13 protein-coding genes are annotated in these 16346 nt (G+C 70.4%); 7 read left to right on the top strand and 6 right to left on the bottom strand.

Annotation, left to right across the window (positions count from 1 at the left end; translation table 11 throughout):
• Positions 1-117: 117 nt before the first annotated feature.
• Both ACXAHD_RS26555 and ACXAHD_RS26550 read right to left on the bottom strand, forming a co-directional pair.
• Positions 118-1008: a glutamate ABC transporter substrate-binding protein gene (locus tag ACXAHD_RS26555; protein ID WP_281554024.1), complete on the bottom strand. Its 891-nt coding sequence runs from the start codon at positions 1006-1008 to the stop codon at positions 118-120.
• Between the two features lie 84 nt (positions 1009-1092).
• Positions 1093-1845, bottom strand: coding sequence for an amino acid ABC transporter ATP-binding protein (locus ACXAHD_RS26550; RefSeq protein WP_475053983.1), 753 nt, complete (start codon positions 1843-1845; stop codon positions 1093-1095).
• A gap of 163 nt (positions 1846-2008) precedes the next feature.
• Here ACXAHD_RS26550 and ACXAHD_RS26545 point away from each other — a divergent pair, with 163 nt between their 5' ends.
• On the top strand, positions 2009-2506 hold the full coding sequence (locus ACXAHD_RS26545) for a hypothetical protein (RefSeq protein ID WP_281554026.1): 498 nt from the start codon (positions 2009-2011) through the stop codon (positions 2504-2506).
• Positions 2507-2543: 37 nt separating this feature from the next.
• On the top strand, positions 2544-4043 hold the full coding sequence (miaB, locus tag ACXAHD_RS26540; protein ID WP_281554027.1) for a tRNA (N6-isopentenyl adenosine(37)-C2)-methylthiotransferase MiaB: 1500 nt from the start codon (positions 2544-2546) through the stop codon (positions 4041-4043).
• A gap of 100 nt (positions 4044-4143) precedes the next feature.
• Here miaB and ACXAHD_RS26535 read toward each other — a convergent pair whose 3' ends face one another.
• Complete coding sequence (locus tag ACXAHD_RS26535; RefSeq protein WP_281554028.1) at positions 4144-5496, bottom strand: pectate lyase family protein; 1353 nt, start codon at positions 5494-5496, stop codon at positions 4144-4146.
• Between the two features lie 400 nt (positions 5497-5896).
• Entirely contained in the window at positions 5897-7105 is a 1209-nt protein-coding gene (locus ACXAHD_RS26530) for a DUF349 domain-containing protein (protein ID WP_281554029.1), read from the bottom strand.
• A 265-nt stretch (positions 7106-7370) separates the two neighbouring features.
• On the opposite strand from ACXAHD_RS26530, the gene ACXAHD_RS26525 reads away from it, so the two are divergent.
• Entirely contained in the window at positions 7371-8279 is a 909-nt protein-coding gene (locus tag ACXAHD_RS26525; RefSeq protein WP_353850318.1) for a class III extradiol ring-cleavage dioxygenase family protein, read from the top strand.
• Positions 8276-9232, top strand: coding sequence for a tRNA (adenosine(37)-N6)-dimethylallyltransferase MiaA (gene miaA / locus ACXAHD_RS26520; protein ID WP_281555507.1), 957 nt, complete (start codon positions 8276-8278; stop codon positions 9230-9232). Before ACXAHD_RS26525 ends, miaA begins: the two co-directional genes overlap by 4 nt.
• Before the next feature lie 52 nt (positions 9233-9284).
• On the opposite strand, the gene ACXAHD_RS26515 is transcribed toward miaA, so the two are convergent.
• Complete coding sequence (locus tag ACXAHD_RS26515; protein ID WP_475053978.1) at positions 9285-10796, bottom strand: NAD-dependent malic enzyme; 1512 nt, start codon at positions 10794-10796, stop codon at positions 9285-9287.
• A 346-nt stretch (positions 10797-11142) separates the two neighbouring features.
• Here ACXAHD_RS26515 and hflX point away from each other — a divergent pair, with 346 nt between their 5' ends.
• Both hflX and ACXAHD_RS26505 read left to right on the top strand, forming a co-directional pair.
• Positions 11143-12546, top strand: coding sequence for a GTPase HflX (gene hflX / locus ACXAHD_RS26510; protein WP_475053986.1), 1404 nt, complete (start codon positions 11143-11145; stop codon positions 12544-12546).
• Between the two features lie 94 nt (positions 12547-12640).
• A complete protein-coding gene (locus tag ACXAHD_RS26505) occupies positions 12641-14455 on the top strand; it encodes a hypothetical protein (RefSeq protein ID WP_281554031.1) in 1815 nt (604 codons plus the stop codon).
• 58 nt (positions 14456-14513) lie between these two features.
• On the opposite strand, the gene lexA is transcribed toward ACXAHD_RS26505, so the two are convergent.
• Positions 14514-15308, bottom strand: a complete 795-nt coding sequence (gene lexA / locus ACXAHD_RS26500) for a transcriptional repressor LexA (protein ID WP_475053976.1) — start codon at positions 15306-15308, stop codon at positions 14514-14516.
• Between the two features lie 429 nt (positions 15309-15737).
• Here lexA and nrdR point away from each other — a divergent pair, with 429 nt between their 5' ends.
• Positions 15738-16241 carry a transcriptional regulator NrdR gene (nrdR, locus tag ACXAHD_RS26495; RefSeq protein ID WP_475053973.1) on the top strand — a complete coding sequence of 168 codons (504 nt, stop codon included), beginning with the start codon at positions 15738-15740 and terminating at the stop codon, positions 16239-16241.
• Positions 16242-16346 lie beyond the last annotated feature (105 nt).

Raw genomic sequence — 16346 nt, 5'->3', positions numbered from 1 at the left:
ATAAACAATCCCCCCCACAAAAAACCCCTTTGCGCAAACCGCCCGTTGGGACGACTGGCCGTCCGGGGCCGACCTGCGCGGGCCCGACCGGGATCGATCAGGGGCGACCTTCGACGGTCAGTAGCGGTCGACCGCGGGACCGGTCGGGGTGTTGTCGTCGAAGGCACCTGCGGTGGACTCCCACGCCGCGGCGTACGAGCCGTCGTCGTAGATCTTCTCCAGGGTGTCGTTGATGAAGTCGCGGAACGCGTCGTCGCCCTTCTTCACCCCGATGCCGTACGGCTCCTCGGTGAACTGCTCACCGGCCAGCTTGAAGTCGCCCTCGTTGTCGGCGATGAAGCCGAGCAGGATCACGTTGTCCGTGGTGACCGCGTCGACCTGACCGCCGCGCAGCGCGTCCACACACTTCTCGTAGACGTCGAAGAGCACCAGCTGCTCGCCGACATCCGCCAGGTACTCCTGGATGTTCTCCGCCGGCGTCGAACCCTGCACCGAGCAGATCTTCTTGTCCCCGGCCTCGAACGACTCCGGCCCGGTGATCGACTCGTCGTCGGCGCGGACCATGATGTGCTGGCCGGCGACGTAGTACGGGCCGGCGAAGTCGATCCGCTCCTTGCGGGTGGGGTTGATCGTGTAAGTGGCAACCACGATGTCGACCCGGTCCTGCTCCAGCAGCTCCTCGCGGACCGCGGACGGCGCCTCGACGTACTCGATGTCGTCGGCGGCGATGCCCAGCTCGGCCGCGATCAGCTTGGCGATCTCGACGTCGAAGCCGGCCGGCTCACCGTCGAGGCCCAGCTTACCGAAGCCGGGCTGGTCGAACTTGGTGCCGACGGTCATGGTGCCGGCCTCGCTCAGCTCGGCCATCGTGGTACCGGCCTCGAAGCTCGGCGTCGCCACGTCGGGGTTCTCACTGCCGGAGCCGTCCCCGCCGCTGTCGCCGCAGGCCGCCATGGACACCGCCAACGCGGCAGTTGCGGCTACCGCCGCCATACGTGACATACGCATTGCTCAGTTTTCTCCTTCACGATGGGAAGCCCGCCGGGTCGCGGCCGACTCCACGTTGGATGAAACTCGTCCTCGAGCGGGATGTCAGTGGGTGAGGATCTTGGACAGGAAGTCCTTCGCCCGGTCGCTGCGCGGGTTGGTGAAGAACTCGGTGGGCGGGGCGTCCTCGACCAGCTGCCCGTCGGCCATGAAGATGACCCGGTTCGCGGCGTGCCGGGCGAAGCCCATCTCATGGGTGACGACGACCATCGTCATCCCCTCGGCTGCCAGCGAGGTCATCACGTCCAGCACCTCGCCGACCATTTCCGGGTCGAGCGCGCTGGTCGGCTCGTCGAACAGCATCGCCTTGGGCTGCATCGCCAACGCCCGGGCGATCGCCGCCCGCTGCTGCTGACCGCCGGAGAGCTGGGCCGGGAACTTGTCCGCCTGGTTGGCGATGCCAACCCGGTCGAGCAGTTGCAGTGCCCGCTCGCGGACCACCGACGCCTTCTCCCGGCGTACCTTAATCGGGCCGAGCGTGACGTTGTCCAGGATCGTCCGGTGCGCGAACAGGTTGAACGACTGGAACACCATGCCGACCTCGCTGCGCAGCCGGGCCAGGGCCCGGCCCTCCGCCGGCAGTGGTCGGCCGTCGAACAGGATGGTCCCGGAGCTGATCGGCTCCAGACGGTTGATCGCGCGGCACAGAGTGGACTTGCCGGAGCCGGACGGCCCGATCACCACCACCACTTCACCACGGTCGACCGAGAGGTCGACGTCCTGGAGCACGTGCAGTGGACCGAACCACTTGTTGACTCCGCTGAGCACGATCAGCGGCTCACTGGTTGTCACCGTCATGCACCGTCCCTGTCCATGCACCGTCCTAGTCGTCACGATCGGTCGAGGTCACCTCACGTGGTCCCGCCACTTTAGGCGGCGTGATGTGTCGGAAGGCAACTCAAATGGTCACGGAGCGGTAACACAGCCCACGTGCCGGCTGCTGTCCGGGCAACATGATCGTATGGCGATTGCACCGTTCTGCACCACGCTGTGGAACTGGTCCGTCGACGGACCGCTCGCCCCAGGTCAGATCCGAGCCACCCTCGCGGCCATCATCGGTCGTCCGGTGGTGTCGCTGGGTGGGGCTTCGGCGGAGCGGTTCCCCGACGGCGTGGTGCTCTGCGACGTCTGGGACGGGGCCGGGGACTTCCCGGTGAACGTCGACTGCTACGCCGCACCGGTCGACCCGCCGGAGCACCGGGTCCTCGCCGCGTTCGCCCGCCGGACCGGACGTCGCTGCGTACTCGCCGACGACACGCTGGACGCGACCCGCCACCTGCTGGTGTCCCCGGACGGCACGGTCCGTCCGGTGCACCTGGACATCGAACCGACCAGCGTCGGTGACCGCCGCACCAACCTGCGGCTGTGCAGCCTGACCGACCCCGGCTGCCGGGCCGGGTTGTTCTGCGGCGGCTCGCGGTGGGGGCCCGACTCGGTGGCTCCGACACTCGCCGCGTGATCCCGGCGGCGGGCGGCCGGCTACGCTGTCTGATGTCATGACTACCAGCGCAGCACACGCCCGCCACCCACGTACCTACCAGGTGCGCACCTACGGCTGCCAGATGAACGTGCACGACTCCGAACGGATCTCCGGCCTGCTGGAATCGGCCGGCTACGTCCGGGCGGGGGAGTCCGACGATCCGGACGTCGTCGTCTTCAACACCTGCGCGGTGCGGGAGAACGCCGACAACCGGCTGTACGGCAACCTCGGTCACCTGCGACCGGTCAAGGAGAAGCGGCCGCAGATGCAGATCGCGGTCGGCGGCTGCCTGGCGCAGAAGGACCGGGGCGAGATCGTCCGCCGGGCCCCCTGGGTCGACGTCGTCTTCGGCACGCACAACATCGGTGCGCTGCCGACCCTGCTGGACCGGGCCCGGCACAACTCCGCCGCCGAGGTGGAGATCCTCGAGTCGCTGGAGGTCTTCCCCTCCACCCTGCCGACCCGGCGGGAGTCGACCTACGCCGGCTGGGTGTCGATCTCCGTCGGCTGCAACAACACCTGCACCTTCTGCATCGTGCCGTCGCTGCGCGGCCGGGAGAAGGACCGTCGGCCCGGCGACGTCCTCGCCGAGGTACGGGCCCTGGTCGACGAGGGTGTGCTGGAGGTCACCCTGCTCGGCCAGAACGTCAACTCCTACGGTGTCGAGTTCGGTGACCGGTTCGCGTTCGGCAAACTGCTGCGCGCCTGCGGCGGGATCGACGGGCTGGAACGGGTCCGGTTCACCAGCCCGCACCCGAAGGACTTCACCGACGACGTGATCGCCGCGATGGCCGAGACCGACAACGTCTGCCACTCGCTGCACATGCCGCTGCAGTCCGGTTCGGACGCCGTACTGCGGGCGATGCGCCGCTCCTACCGCGCCGACCGCTACCTCGGCATCATCGACAAGGTGCGGGCGGCGATGCCGGACGCGGCGATCACCACCGACATCATCGTCGGTTTCCCCGGTGAGACCGACGCCGACTTCGAACGCACCCTCGACGTGGTACGGGCCGCCCGGTTCTCCTCGGCGTTCACCTTCCAGTACTCGAAACGCCCCGGCACCCCGGCCGCCGAGATGCCCGGCCAGTTGCCGAAGCCGGTGGTGCAGGAGCGCTACGACCGGCTGATCGCCTGTCTGGAGGAGATCACCTGGGCGGAGAACCGTCGGCTGCTCGGCCGGACGGTCGAGGTGCTGGTCGCGGTCGGCGAGGGCCGCAAGGACGGGCGGACCGGGCGGCTGTCCGGCCGGGCCCGGGACGGCCGGCTGGTGCACTTCGACGCCGGCCCGCTCGCCGGGCGCATCCGTCCCGGTGACCTCGTCGAGGTGGTCGTCAGCTACGCGGCTCCGCACCATCTCAACGCCGACGGCGAGCCGGTCGCCCACCGCCGGACCCGGGCCGGCGACGCCTACGAGGCAGGGCGGACACCGCGTACCGGCGGGGTGCTGCTGGGGCTGCCGACGGTGGGTGCACCACCTCCGGCGACACTGGCCACCTCGGCCTGCGACCGCTGAACCCTGTCAGCCGCGTCTGACCCGGGTGCCGTCAGCTGCTGATCCGGCACCGCGCCGTCTCCCGGCCGCACCACGCGGCCGGGAGACGGACGTCATCGGGTCAGAGGCCGATCTTGCCGGCGCCGGCGCCGTTCGTGACGACGGACTTCACCTGGCTGGCGGTGGTCAACGAGTAGGAGTACGGGATGCTCGCGACCCCGCCGGCGGTTTCCGGGGTGCCGGAGTTCACGAAGTGGTTGTTGCGGGCGACGAGGGTGCCCGGGTCCGACGCGGCGTAGCCGACGTGCGTCGGGTCGTCGACGTTCTCGAAGTAGTTGCCTTCGACGAGAACGCCGGCGTCCATGGTGGAGGCGACACCGTAGTCGTTGTCGTAGTAGTAGTTGTTGAACACGTGTACCGGGTTGCCGAACCGGACCCGCGGATGCCGGGAACCGGAGCCGTCGAACCAGTTGTGGTGGTAGGTGACCCGCAGGTGACCGCGGTCCTGGCTGGCGTTGTTGTCCGAGTGGCCGAGCAGCATCGACTTGCTGTGGTTGAAGACGCGGTTCCACGACACCGTGATGTAGTCGGAACCGCGCTTGATGTCCACGGCTCCGTCGTACCCGTTGGTGAAGCTGTTGTGGTCGACCCAGACGTTGGTGGACTCGGTCTGGACGTTGATGGCGTCGTCATTCCAGTTGCGGAAGTTGATGTTGCGGATGATCACGTTTCGCTGGTTGCTGATGTTGAATCCGCAGCCGGAGATCGTGGCTGAGGAGCCGACGCCGACGATCGTCTTGTTGCTACCGACGTTCAGCATGCCGGAGCAGGAGATGGTCCCGGACACCCGGATGACGGCGGAGCCGGATCCGCTGATCGCCGAGGACAGCGCCGAGGAACTGGTGACGGTGGTCGGGGAAGCGTTGCCGCCACCGGTGGTGCCGCCGTTCTGGGTGGCCCAGCCGACCAGGCCGGTCGGCGTCTGGCCGGGTGGCGGTGTGGTCGGGTTGGGCGGTGGTGTGGTCGGGTTGGGTGGCGGTGTGGTCGGGTTGGTGCCACCGGTGCAGGCCACGCCGTTCAGGCTGAAACTGCTCGGTGCCGGGTTGGACGAGTTGTTCCACGACCCGTTGAAGCCGAACGAGACGCTCGCGTTCGAACTGAGGTTGCCGTTGTAGCTCACATTGCGAGCGGTGACGGAGCTCCCGCTCTGTGAGATGTCGGCGTTCCACGCCTGAACGACCTCTTGGCCGGCGCCAAAGGTCCACTGCAGGGACCAGGACGACATCGCGTCGCCGAGGTTGGTGAGGACGACGTTGCCGGTGAAACCGCCCGGCCACTGGGAGGCGACCGAGTAGTCGACTCGGCAGCCGGTAGCGGCGTGGGCGGTGCTTGCGCTGACGACCGTGGCACCGGTGAGGGCGACGGCAGCGACCGCAGTGGTGGCCAGCGCCGTGCGGCGCCGTGCTGCGTGCATTGAGATCTCCTTACGGCATGGCGGGGTGCGTCGCCGGTGGGAGAGCCAGCCCGGTTGGCTCGCAGGTGCGGGTGCTGGCGGTGCACCACGCCGTGGGTATTACAGGACGGATCCCGCTGGACAGGCGGGGAAGCGCTTTCCTTAGCGAAACATAGAAGTATCGCGATGTCAAAGGGGTGTGTCATGAGTAGGCGGTAGGGCGACTGGCCTCCGCAGGGGCCGGCTACCCGGAGAGCGGGGTCGCCGGCTGCCCGTCAAGATCACCAGCGGCATCGGCCGCCGGCCGCTGATGTTCCTGGCGGCCGGCGGCTCCCGGGGGCATCCGCCGTCGAGTTCGCGGTCGGATCCCGCCGGTGTCTTGTGTCTTGTCAGTGCTCTTCGGTCGGCTGCCCGGTTGGCGCTACTTGGCCTGCTCCGCGAGTGCCAGGAACTGCCGCTTGCCGGCAAGTGCCTTCTCCGCCTCGCGGATCCGCTTGGCGTCACCGGCCGCCCGCGCCCGCTCCAGCCGCTGCTCGGCCTCGGCGACCTGCTCGCGCATCTGAGTCAACAGGGGATTGGCCGACGGCTCGGTACGCCGCCACGCCGAGTCCATCGTTTCCCGTACCCGGTCCTCGACTGCTCGCAGTCGACGGTCCAGCCCCGACGTCGACTCGCGTGGCACCCGGCCGATGTCATGCCACTGGCCCTGCACCTCACGCAGCTTCGCCTGCGCGGTACGCGGATCCGCGTCGATGTCGACGGCCTCCAGTTCGGTCAGCAGCGCCTGCTTGCGCTCCAGATTGGCGCGCTGCTCGGCGTCGCGGGCCGAGAAGACCTCGCTGCGGCGGGTGAAGAAGGTGTCCTGGGCCGAACGGAACCGTTCCCACAGCTTCTGCTCCGCCTCCTTCGAGGCGCGTGGGGCGGACTTCCACTCGGCCATCAGCTCCTTGAGCCGGCTCGCGGTGCTGGCCCAGTCGGTCGACTCGGCCAGCGTCTCGGCCTCGGCGACCAGCTCGTTTTTCGCCGACTGGGCCTGCTTGCGCTGCGCGTCGAGGGTGGCGAAGTGCGCGCCCCGCCGACGGGTGAACCCGTCCCGGGCGGCGGCGAACCGCTTCCACAGCTCCCCGTCGGTCTTCTTGTCGACGCCGCGGATCGTCTTCCACTCGTCGAGAATCTCCCGGAACCGGTCACCGGCACTCTTCCACCCGGTCGACTCGGCCGCGAGCTGTTCGGCCTCGACCACCAGCTCGGTCTTGCGGGCCAGGGCGGCGGCACGGGCGGCGTCCCGGGCCGCTCTGGCCTGCGCTGCCTTGTCCTCGGCAAGGGTCGCCAGCTTGTCCAGCCGGTCGGCCAGCGAATCGAGGTCGCCGACCACATGGGCCTCGGCCAGTGATCCGCGCAGTCGTCGGATCGTGCTGAGCGAATGCGTCGCGTCGGCGGCACCGGACTGTAACCGGGCCTCCGTCAAGTCGACCTCGGTCACCAGGTCGGCGAACCGGCGGGCGAAGTGCGCCAGGCCTTCCTCCGGCGCTCCAGCCTGCCAGGATCCGACCGCGCGCTCCCCTTCGGCAGTCTTGACGTAGACCGTGCCGTCCGCATCAACCCGTCCGAAGGAAGTCCAGTCGCTCATGTGCCCATCCTCGTTCTCCCGGCGTCGCAGGATCGAGATGTCCCGATGGACGCCGCCACGGCGCAGTTAGGTTGCGGGTAAGTTTCCCCCGCGCATTGTCACAGGTCCAACCCTGCCTGCGTCGAGCGCCTGTCGCCGACCGTGACCATACGGTGTCCTTGTCGGTGGTTGGCCCACGAGTCGGTGCCAAAGGGGCCAAATTCCGACACTCAAGGTGACCGGTTGGCTGCGTGGAGCGACAGGACTGCGGGCTACCGTGGACGCCGTGCCCCCGCTGCGCGTCGCCTTCTGCCCACACCCGCCGGTGATCGTTCCCGAACTGGCCGGTGGGGCCGCCGCCGAGCTCGACGAGCTGCGGTGCGCCGCCACCGCCGCCGTCCGGTCACTGGTCGACTGCCCCGCCGAGCGAATCGTGGTCATCGGAACCGACGATCCGTCGATGGTTCCCGATCCGTCCACCGAACCCGATCCGTCGATCGTTCCCGATCCGATGGAGCGGATCTGGCGGCCACCGCTGTCCGCCAGCTTCCGACCCTGGGGGGCGGCGGTCGAGGTACCCCTGGGCACGTCCCTGAACCCGGCGGCCGCCGTCGTCGACGCCGTACCCGCCCCCGACGCCACGTCGACCGGTGCCGGCCGCCGCTTGCCGCTGAGCCTGACCGTCGCGGCGTGGTTGCTCGCCCGCGCCGACGTCGACCCCGCCCGTACGGCGGTCGAGATGGTCGCGGTCCCCGCCGGTTCGCCACCCGAACAGTGCCTACGGCGCGGGCGGCTGCTCGCCGGGTCCGCAGCGGCGGGACCCCGGACCGCCGACCGACCGTGGGCGGCCCTGGTGATGGGGGACGGCTCCGCCTGCCGGGGCCTCGCCTCACCCGGCTACCAGGACGACCGGGCGGAACCCTTCGACGACGAGGTCGCCGCCGCCCTCGCTACCGCCGACCACCGGATACTCGCCCGTCTGGACCCGGCTCTGGCCGGCGCACTGCGGGTCGCCGGCCGGGCCGCCTGGCAGGTGGCCGCCAGCGCGGCGACTGCTGGTGCCGGTGCGGCGTCCGCTGACGCTGATGCCGCCGGTGCGGCGGCCGGCGACGTGACCGACTGGACCGGCCGGCTCACCTACTACGCCGCACCGTACGGCGTCGCGTACTTTGTCGCCTCGTGGCACCGGAACTGACCAACGGCCGCGGCACCGGGCCGCGCCGACCCGCGTCGATCCGCCCGGACCGAGTGGTGGCGGTGATCGGCCCGACCGCGGCCGGCAAGTCCGCGCTGAGCATCACCCTCGCCCAGCAACTCGGCGCCGAGGTGGTCAACGCCGACTCGATGCAGTTGTACCAGGGGCTGGACATCGGCACCGCCAAGCTCACCATCGACGAACGGGCCGGCGTACCGCACCACCTGCTCGACATCTGGCCGGTCACCGCGCCAGCCAGCGTCGCGGAGTACCAGCGGCTGGCCCGCGCCGCCATCGACGACATCCTGCGTCGGGGGCGCCTGCCGCTGCTGGTCGGCGGCTCCGGCCTGTACGTGCGGGCGGTGCTGGAGAGATTTGACTTTCCCGGCACTGACCCGGCGCTGCGCGACCGGCTCGAAGCCGAACTCGCCGAGACCGGCCCGGCTCCGCTGCACGCCCGGCTGGCCGCCGCCGACCCGGCGGCCGCCGCCGCGATCCTGCCCGGGAACGGGCGGCGGATCGTTCGGGCGCTGGAGGTGATCGAGCTGACCGGGCGGCCGTTCACCGCTACCCTGCCGGAACCGGTGCCCCACTACGACGCCGTGCAACTCGGTGTCGACCTGCCCACCGAACAGCTCGACGACCGGATCGCCCGCCGGGTGGACCGGATGTGGGAGCAGGGCCTGGTAGCCGAGGTCCACGCGCTGCTCGGGCAGGGCCTGCGGGACGGCCGTACGGCCAGCCGGGCGCTCGGGTACCAGCAGGTGCTCCGGATGCTCGACGGCGAGTACGACGACGAGCAGGCCCGTGGGGACACGGTACGGGCGACCCGCCGGTTCGTCCGCCGGCAACGTTCCTGGTTCCGCCGCGACGCCCGGGTGCGTTGGCTCGACGGCGCAGATCCGGACCTGGTTCGGGCGGCGCACGCCGCGTTGCGCGCTCCGCAGCGCTGAGCGGTGCCGGCTCTGCGCCAACCGCGGACTGGCCGCCGCCAGCCGCCCAGGGTCAGTTGTCGGCCGCCGCCGACCGTTGCTGGATGGTCGGTACACCGGCCGGGGCGGTGGACACGGCCGTCTGCGCGGCGACGGCCGTCTGCGCGGCGACGGCCGTCTGCGCGGCCGCTTCCGAGGCCTGCGCCGCGGCTCGGACCGCAGCGGCCACCGCCGGCGCCACCCGGGGATCGAACACGCTCGGCACGATCACCGTCGGGTTGATCCGCTCCTCGCCGACCACGTCCGCGATGGCCCGCGCTGCCGCCAACGCCATGTCGTCGGTGAACGACTCCGCGTGCGCGTCGAGCATGCCACGGAACACACCCGGGAACGCCAGCACGTTGTTGATCTGGTTCGGCTGATCGGAACGCCCCGTCGCGACGACCGCCGCGTGCCGGCGGGCCTCGCGTGGGTCGACCTCGGGGTCCGGGTTCGCCAACGCGAACACGATCGAGTTCGGTGCCATGGTGGCGATGTCGTCACCGGTCAGCAGGTTCGGCGCGCTCACCCCGATGAACACGTCCGCGCCGCGCAGCGCGCCGGGCAGATCCCCGGCGTACCCGGTCGAGTTGGTGTGCTCGGCCAGCCACTGCCAGGTGGGGTTCAACCCGCTCAGCCCTCGATGCAGTGCGCCCGGTCGGTCGTAGGCGATGACGTCCCCGACGCCCTGACGCAGCAGCAGCTTGATGATGGCGGTGCCGGCCGCGCCCGCCCCGGAGACCACCACCCGTACGTCGCTGAGCTGCTTGCCGACCACCCGCAGCGCGTTGGTCAGCGCGGCCAGCACGCAGATCGCCGTGCCGTGCTGGTCGTCGTGGAAGACCGGGATGTCGAGCAGCTTCCGCAGCTTCGACTCGATCTCGAAGCAGCGCGGCGCGGCGATGTCCTCCAGGTTGATCCCGCCGTAGCCGGGGGCGATGGCCCGTACGATCGAGACGATCTCGTCCGGATCCTGGGTGTCCAGCACCACTGGCCAGGCATCGACGTCACCGAACCGCTTGAACAGCGCCGCCTTGCCCTCCATCACGGGCAGCGCGGCCGCCGGACCGAGATTGCCCAGCCCGAGCACGGCCGAACCGTCGGTCACCACCGCCACGGTGTTGCGCTTTATGGTGAGCCGGCGCGCGTCGGCCGGATTGTCGGCGATCGCCAGGCATACCCGCGCCACCCCCGGCGTGTACGCCCGGGACAGCTCGTCTCGGTTACGTAGCGACACCTTCGGGGCCACCTCGATCTTGCCGCCCAGATGCAGCAGGAACGTCCGGTCTGACACCTTGCGGACCTCGACGCCGTCGAGCGCCTCGAGCTCCTTGACCACGTCGTCGGCGTGCGCCGCGTCGGCCGTGTCGCAGGTCAGGTCAACCACCACGCTGACCGGGTCGGAGTCGACCACGTCGAGCGCGGTGACGATGGCACCGGCCTCGCCGACACAGGTGGTCAACCGGCCGATCGCCGACGCGTCGGCGGGAATGCTGATCCGGATGGTGATGGAGAAGCCGGCACTGGGCAGGCGGGTGGTCGCCACGGGATCCCTCCGTCGTTGGTGGGGGCGGCCGGACCGGGCCGCTGCACCATTCTTGCGCGTGATCCGCGCCGCGCCCGCTCCACCCCGCGTACGGCGTGCCGGAGCCGTTCAGCAGCAGGTCACGGCGGCGGTCATCCGGTCCGGAGTCGGCCGCGATCCGGCCCGGTCCCGGCCATGTGGGTAGCCCGCGTCCTGATATGTAGGTGCGGCGCGGCCGTCGGCGTGTCACGATCGAATCCTGAGGAGGCAGCTTTTGCGTACATATCGTGCCGAGGAGACGGTCCACCCGCCGTTCCACCTGTCGACCGCCACCGACCCGGACGGCCGAACCGGCCCCAACGGCCCGATCGAGCCGACAGACGACGACACCACCGTCGGCGACCTGGAGCTGGCCGACCGGCACGCGCTGCGGCGCGTCGCCGGGCTCTCCACCGAACTCGCCGACATCACCGAGGTCGAGTACCGCCAGCTGCGGTTGGAGCGCGTGGTGCTGGTGGGAGTCTGGGAAAGCGGGACGGTCACCGACGCGGAGAATTCGATCACCGAGCTCGCCGCGCTCGCCGAGACCGCCGGGTCCCAGGTCCTGGAGGGCCTGATCCAGCGCCGCGACCGGCCTGACCCGGCCACCTACGTCGGCCGGGGCAAGGTCGGCGAACTCAGCGACGTGGTGCTCGCCTCCGGCGCGGACACGGTGATCTGCGACGGTGAGCTCTCCCCGTCACAGCTGCGCAACCTGGAGCAGAGAGTCAAGGTCAAGGTCATCGACCGGACCGCGCTGATCCTGGACATTTTCGCCCAGCACGCCAAGAGCAAGGAGGGCAAGGCCCAGGTCGAGCTGGCCCAGCTGGAGTACCTGCTGCCCCGGCTGCGCGGCTGGGGCGAAACGCTGTCCCGGCAGACCGGAGGCAGCGGCCGTGGCGGCGGTGCCGGTGGCGGCGTCGGCCTGCGCGGCCCCGGTGAGACCAAACTGGAAACGGACCGGCGCCGGATCCGTACCCGGATCGCCCGCCTGCGGCGGGAGATCAAAGGCATGCGGACGGTACGCGAGACCAAACGCGCCCGCCGTACCCGCAACGCGGTGCCTGCGGTGGCGATCGCCGGCTACACCAACGCCGGTAAGTCCAGCCTGCTGAACCGGATCACCGGTGCCGGGGTGCTGGTCGAGGACGCGCTGTTCGCCACCCTCGACCCGACCACCCGCCGGGCGCATGCCGCCGACGGCCGGGTCTACACCCTGTCGGACACCGTCGGCTTCGTCCGGCATCTGCCGCACCAGATCGTCGAGGCGTTCCGTTCCACCCTGGAGGAGGTTGCCGAGGCCGACCTGGTGGTGCATGTGGTCGACGGTGCCCATCCGGATCCGGAGGAGCAGGTTCGCGCGGTCCGCGAGGTGCTCGCCGAGGTCGGTGCCGACCGTCGCCCCGAGTTGCTGGTCGTCAACAGGATTGACGCGGCCAGCGAGGAGGAGTTGCTGCGGCTCAAGCGGCTCTGGCCCGACGCGGTCTTCGTCTCCGCCCGGCAGGCCCGGGGCATCGAGGCCCTGCGCGCCGCGATCGAGCAACGCCTGCCACGACCGGCTGTCCAGGTCAGCGTCATACTGCCGTACCACCGGGGTGACCTGGTGTCCCGGGTGCACCACCGGGGTGAGGTCCTCGGCACCCGGCACACCGCCGCTGGTACCCTTCTGCAGGCGCGCGTCGACGAGGCACTCGCCGCCGAACTCCAACCGTTCCTGACTCCGGGCGAGTGACATTCTTTCCGCAGACTCAGTGATCCGCCGAAGACTTCACGTGATTGATCACGGTGTAACAGTCGGACTCAGGCCGGCGTGCGACACTCGTCGGATGCGTCGGCTCCTGACCCCGGCCACGATCGCCGTCGGACTGCTCACGATCCACCTCCTGGCTCCGCCCGGCCCGGCCATGGCCCTGCCCGCCCAGGACCCCTCCCCGCCCGGTACCCAGCAGGTGACACCGGGTGAGCCGGTCTGCGAGATCACCGACGAGCGGCTGCGGGAGCTCTCCGGTCTCGTCGCCACCACCGACGGCTACGTCGTGGTCAACGACAGCACCGAGATCGACAGCAACGAGCGGGTGTTCTTCCTCGACTCGTCCTGCGACGTCGCCAACGCTGTCCAGTACCCGACGCCGCCGTTGGACCCCGAGGACCTGGCGATCTCCCCGGACGGGCAGACTCTCTGGATCGCCGACGTAGGGGACAACCCGACCGCCGACGAGCGTCGCGAACGAATCGCGCTGTGGTCCCTGCCGGTTGACGGCTCCGCCCAACCGGTCATCCATCGGGTGAGCTACCCGGACGGCCCGCACGACGCCGAGGCGTTGCTGATAGCCAACGACGGCACCCCGCTGATCATCACCAAGGAGACCGGCCCGTCCGGCCTGTACCGCCCGGTCGAACAACTCCGCAGCGACAACGACGACCCGGTGCCGATGGAGCGGGTCGGCGAACTCGAACTGCCCACCACCAGCACCCCGAACCTGTTCGCCGCCGCCGGCCGGCTCACCGTCACCGGCGCGGCCCGGTCCCCGGACGGCAGCCGGATCGCCCTGCGCACCTATGCCGACGCCTTCGAGTGGGACCTGTCGGCCGACGGCGACATCGTCACGACGCTCACCAGCGAACGCCCCCGGGCCACCCCGCTCACCGACCCGTTCGGCGAATCGATCGCCTACTCCCCGGACGGGGCCACCTTCCTCACCGTCTCCGACGTCGCCACCCTCGACGAGGGGACCCCGGTGGAGATCCTGCGTTACACCCCGAGCACCGAGGTCGCGGCCCAGGTCGACGACACCGGCGGCGGTGACCGGGAGGGACCGTCCTGGCTCAACCGGATCAGCCTGCAGGAGATCAACCTGCTGATCGCGGCGGTCGGTGTGCTCGGCGCACTGCTGGTCGGACTCGGCATCTTCGGTATCGTCCGGGCCCGGCGGACGGCACGGTCGGCAGCGATCGGTGGACGCGGCGGGGGCCGCGCCGATCGCGACCCGGACCGGTCCGACCGCGACCCGGGGGACCGCGACCGCGCTGCGGCCTACGCCAGCGATTCGCTGGGCAGTGGCGCCTACGCCAGCGATTCGCTGGGCAGCGGCGCGTTGCCCGGTGGCGGACCGGCCCCGGCCGGCCGTAAAGCCGGCGGTGTCTACGGCGCGGCGAAACCCGCCGCCGGTTCGGCCGCCCCGACCGGTCCAGGCGGTGGTGGCGTCTACGGCGGGTCGGCGGCAAGACCGCCCGCCGGCGGGGCCGGCACATACGGTGCCGCCAAGCCCGCCACCGGCGGCCGGGCCGGCGTGTACGGGGCCGCCGCGCCACGGCCGGACACCGGCGGCTACCGTCCGGCCGGCGGGGTCGACTCCGGGGCGGTGTACGGGGCGGCGAAACCGGCGCCACCGGCCCGGCCCGGCGCGGCAGGCGTCTACGGCGGTGCCGGGCACTCCGGCCGGTCCAGGGGCACCAAGGACGCACGCGACTCCGGCGGGTCCTGGGACCTCGGTGGCGACTACCCGGGCGACGGCTACCCGGCCGACCGCTACGACCAGCCGCGAGCCGGTGGGCCGCGCCCACCGGCCGGGCACGTCGAGCGGGAACCCGGCGTCTACGGCCGGTCCGCTCCCGAGCAGCCGGACGAATGGCGCGGCTGAGACCCCGCAGCTGACACTCCTGCGGCTGAGACCCCGCCGAGAACTGCTGCGCGCCGGGTCAGACCCGGCGTAGCACCGCCACCACCCGGCCCATGATGGTGGCCTCGTCACCGGGGATCGGGTCGAACGCGGCGTTGTGCGGCATCAACCAGACGTGCCCGTCGCGCCGCCGGTAGGTCTTCACCGTGGCCTCGCCGTCGATCATCGCGGCGACGATCTCCCCTGAGTCGGCGGTCGGCTGCTGACGTACCACCACCCAGTCGCCGTCGCAGATCGCCGCGTCGATCATCGAATCGCCCTTGACCTGCAGCATGAACACCTCACCCTCGCCGACTAGCTCGCGGGGCAGTGGGAAGATGTCCTCCACTGCCTGCTCGGCCAAGATCGGCCCACCGGCGGCGATCCGGCCCAGCATCGGCACGTACGCCGGAGCCGGCCGCAGCGCCCGCTCGGCCTCGTCATCGGCGGTGTCGTGCGGCGGACGCACGTCGACCGCCCGGGGACGGTTCGGATCCCGGCGCAGGAAGCCTTTGCGCTCCAGCTCCTTGAGCTGGTAGGCGACGCTGGACGGGGAGACCAGGCCGACCGCCTCGCCGATCTCCCGCACGCTCGGCGGGTAGCCGTGCCGGTCCACCCAGCTGCGAATGAACTCCAGAATCCGGCGTTGCCGGGCAGTCAGCTCGCCGTTGACCGGCTCGGGAAATGCGCTCACCACCGGTGTCACGGCACGCAACCGGGACTCGCCGGAACGGCTGCCGCGCCGTCCACGTACCGACGCGCCGGCGTTGACCGTCGTCGCGCCGCCGCTGCCTCCACCCTGCTGGGGCGGGCCCGCCCTGTCGTCGCTCGACACATCCGTCCTCTCCCCGGCCGTCAGATCGCATCCTGATCGGCACCATTGGTGTCGACCAAGACGGTAACCAGAGATCCGGTCAGGTTCAAACATCTGTACGAGATGTCGGTGCGTGTCGTCCTGGCAGTAGTTTATCGTACGCGCGTTCGACTGATTTCGGTGGCGGCATGGGCGGTAACCCTCGGGCAGGGATCGGTGTTGGCAGAGTGACGACGCGCCGAAGTGCGCCGGCCAACTTGACCGGGCCCCGGTTGCGGGCCTACCGTCGACCCCAACATCTAGTAGTTACAAGGGCGTAAGTTGTCCACAGGTTGGGTCTCCTGACTGAGAGCAACGTCTCCAGCGGGCCGGCCCCGCGTACCCGCGTGACCCTGCGGTGACCACTGCGCGCCCATTTCGACCCCGCGGCTCGACGGAAGGGACATCGGCATGCGCTGCCCGTACTGCCGGCACGCCGACTCGCGCGTGGTCGACTCGCGGGAAGCCGACGACGGCCAGCTCATCCGCCGCCGCCGGTCCTGCCCGGAATGCGGCAAGCGGTTCACCACCGTCGAGGAGGCGGTGCTCGCCGTGGTCAAACGCAGCGGCGTCACCGAGCCGTTCAGCCGATCCAAGATCATGGGCGGGGTGCGCAAGGCCTGCCAGGGCCGACCGGTGGACGACGACGCCATCGCCCTGCTGGCCCAGAAGGTCGAGGAGACCGTACGGGCCAAGGGCGCGGCCGAGATCCCCAGTCACGATGTCGGGCTGGCGATCCTCGGGCCGCTGCGCGAGCTGGACGAGGTGGCGTACCTGCGGTTCGCCAGCGTCTACCGGTCCTTCGACTCGCTGGACGACTTCGAACGCGAGATCGAGACGCTGCGGGCCGCCGCCGGGGCGCGGGAGGCCGCGACGACCCCGGTGGCGGCCGCAGCCGGGCCCAGGGAAGGATGACCGAAATCACGGAAAAACCAGAAAAACAAGGAATACAGCACAACACAGATCCCCCCGGGGCAGGTGCAGACAAGAAAAAAAAACTAACGGAAAGAAAAAACCAAA

It is taken from the genome of Micromonospora sp. ABR4_055, assembly GCF_056160425.1.
This window is presented reverse-complemented; position numbering and strand designations above follow the sequence as displayed.

Excerpts from the sequence above, each read along its gene's own strand:
- ACXAHD_RS26555 (WP_281554024.1), bottom strand. The coding sequence starts at position 1,008 with ATGCGTATGTCACGTATGGCGGCGGTAGCCGCAACTGCCGCGTTGGCG.
- ACXAHD_RS26550 (WP_475053983.1), bottom strand. The coding sequence starts at position 1,845 with ATGACGGTGACAACCAGTGAGCCGCTGATCGTGCTCAGCGGAGTCAAC.
- ACXAHD_RS26545 (WP_281554026.1), top strand. The coding sequence starts at position 2,009 with ATGGCGATTGCACCGTTCTGCACCACGCTGTGGAACTGGTCCGTCGAC.
- miaB (WP_281554027.1), top strand. The coding sequence starts at position 2,544 with ATGACTACCAGCGCAGCACACGCCCGCCACCCACGTACCTACCAGGTG.
- ACXAHD_RS26535 (WP_281554028.1), bottom strand. The coding sequence starts at position 5,496 with ATGCACGCAGCACGGCGCCGCACGGCGCTGGCCACCACTGCGGTCGCT.
- ACXAHD_RS26530 (WP_281554029.1), bottom strand. The coding sequence starts at position 7,105 with ATGAGCGACTGGACTTCCTTCGGACGGGTTGATGCGGACGGCACGGTC.
- ACXAHD_RS26505 (WP_281554031.1), top strand. The coding sequence starts at position 12,641 with ATGCGTCGGCTCCTGACCCCGGCCACGATCGCCGTCGGACTGCTCACG.
- nrdR (WP_475053973.1), top strand. The coding sequence starts at position 15,738 with ATGCGCTGCCCGTACTGCCGGCACGCCGACTCGCGCGTGGTCGACTCG.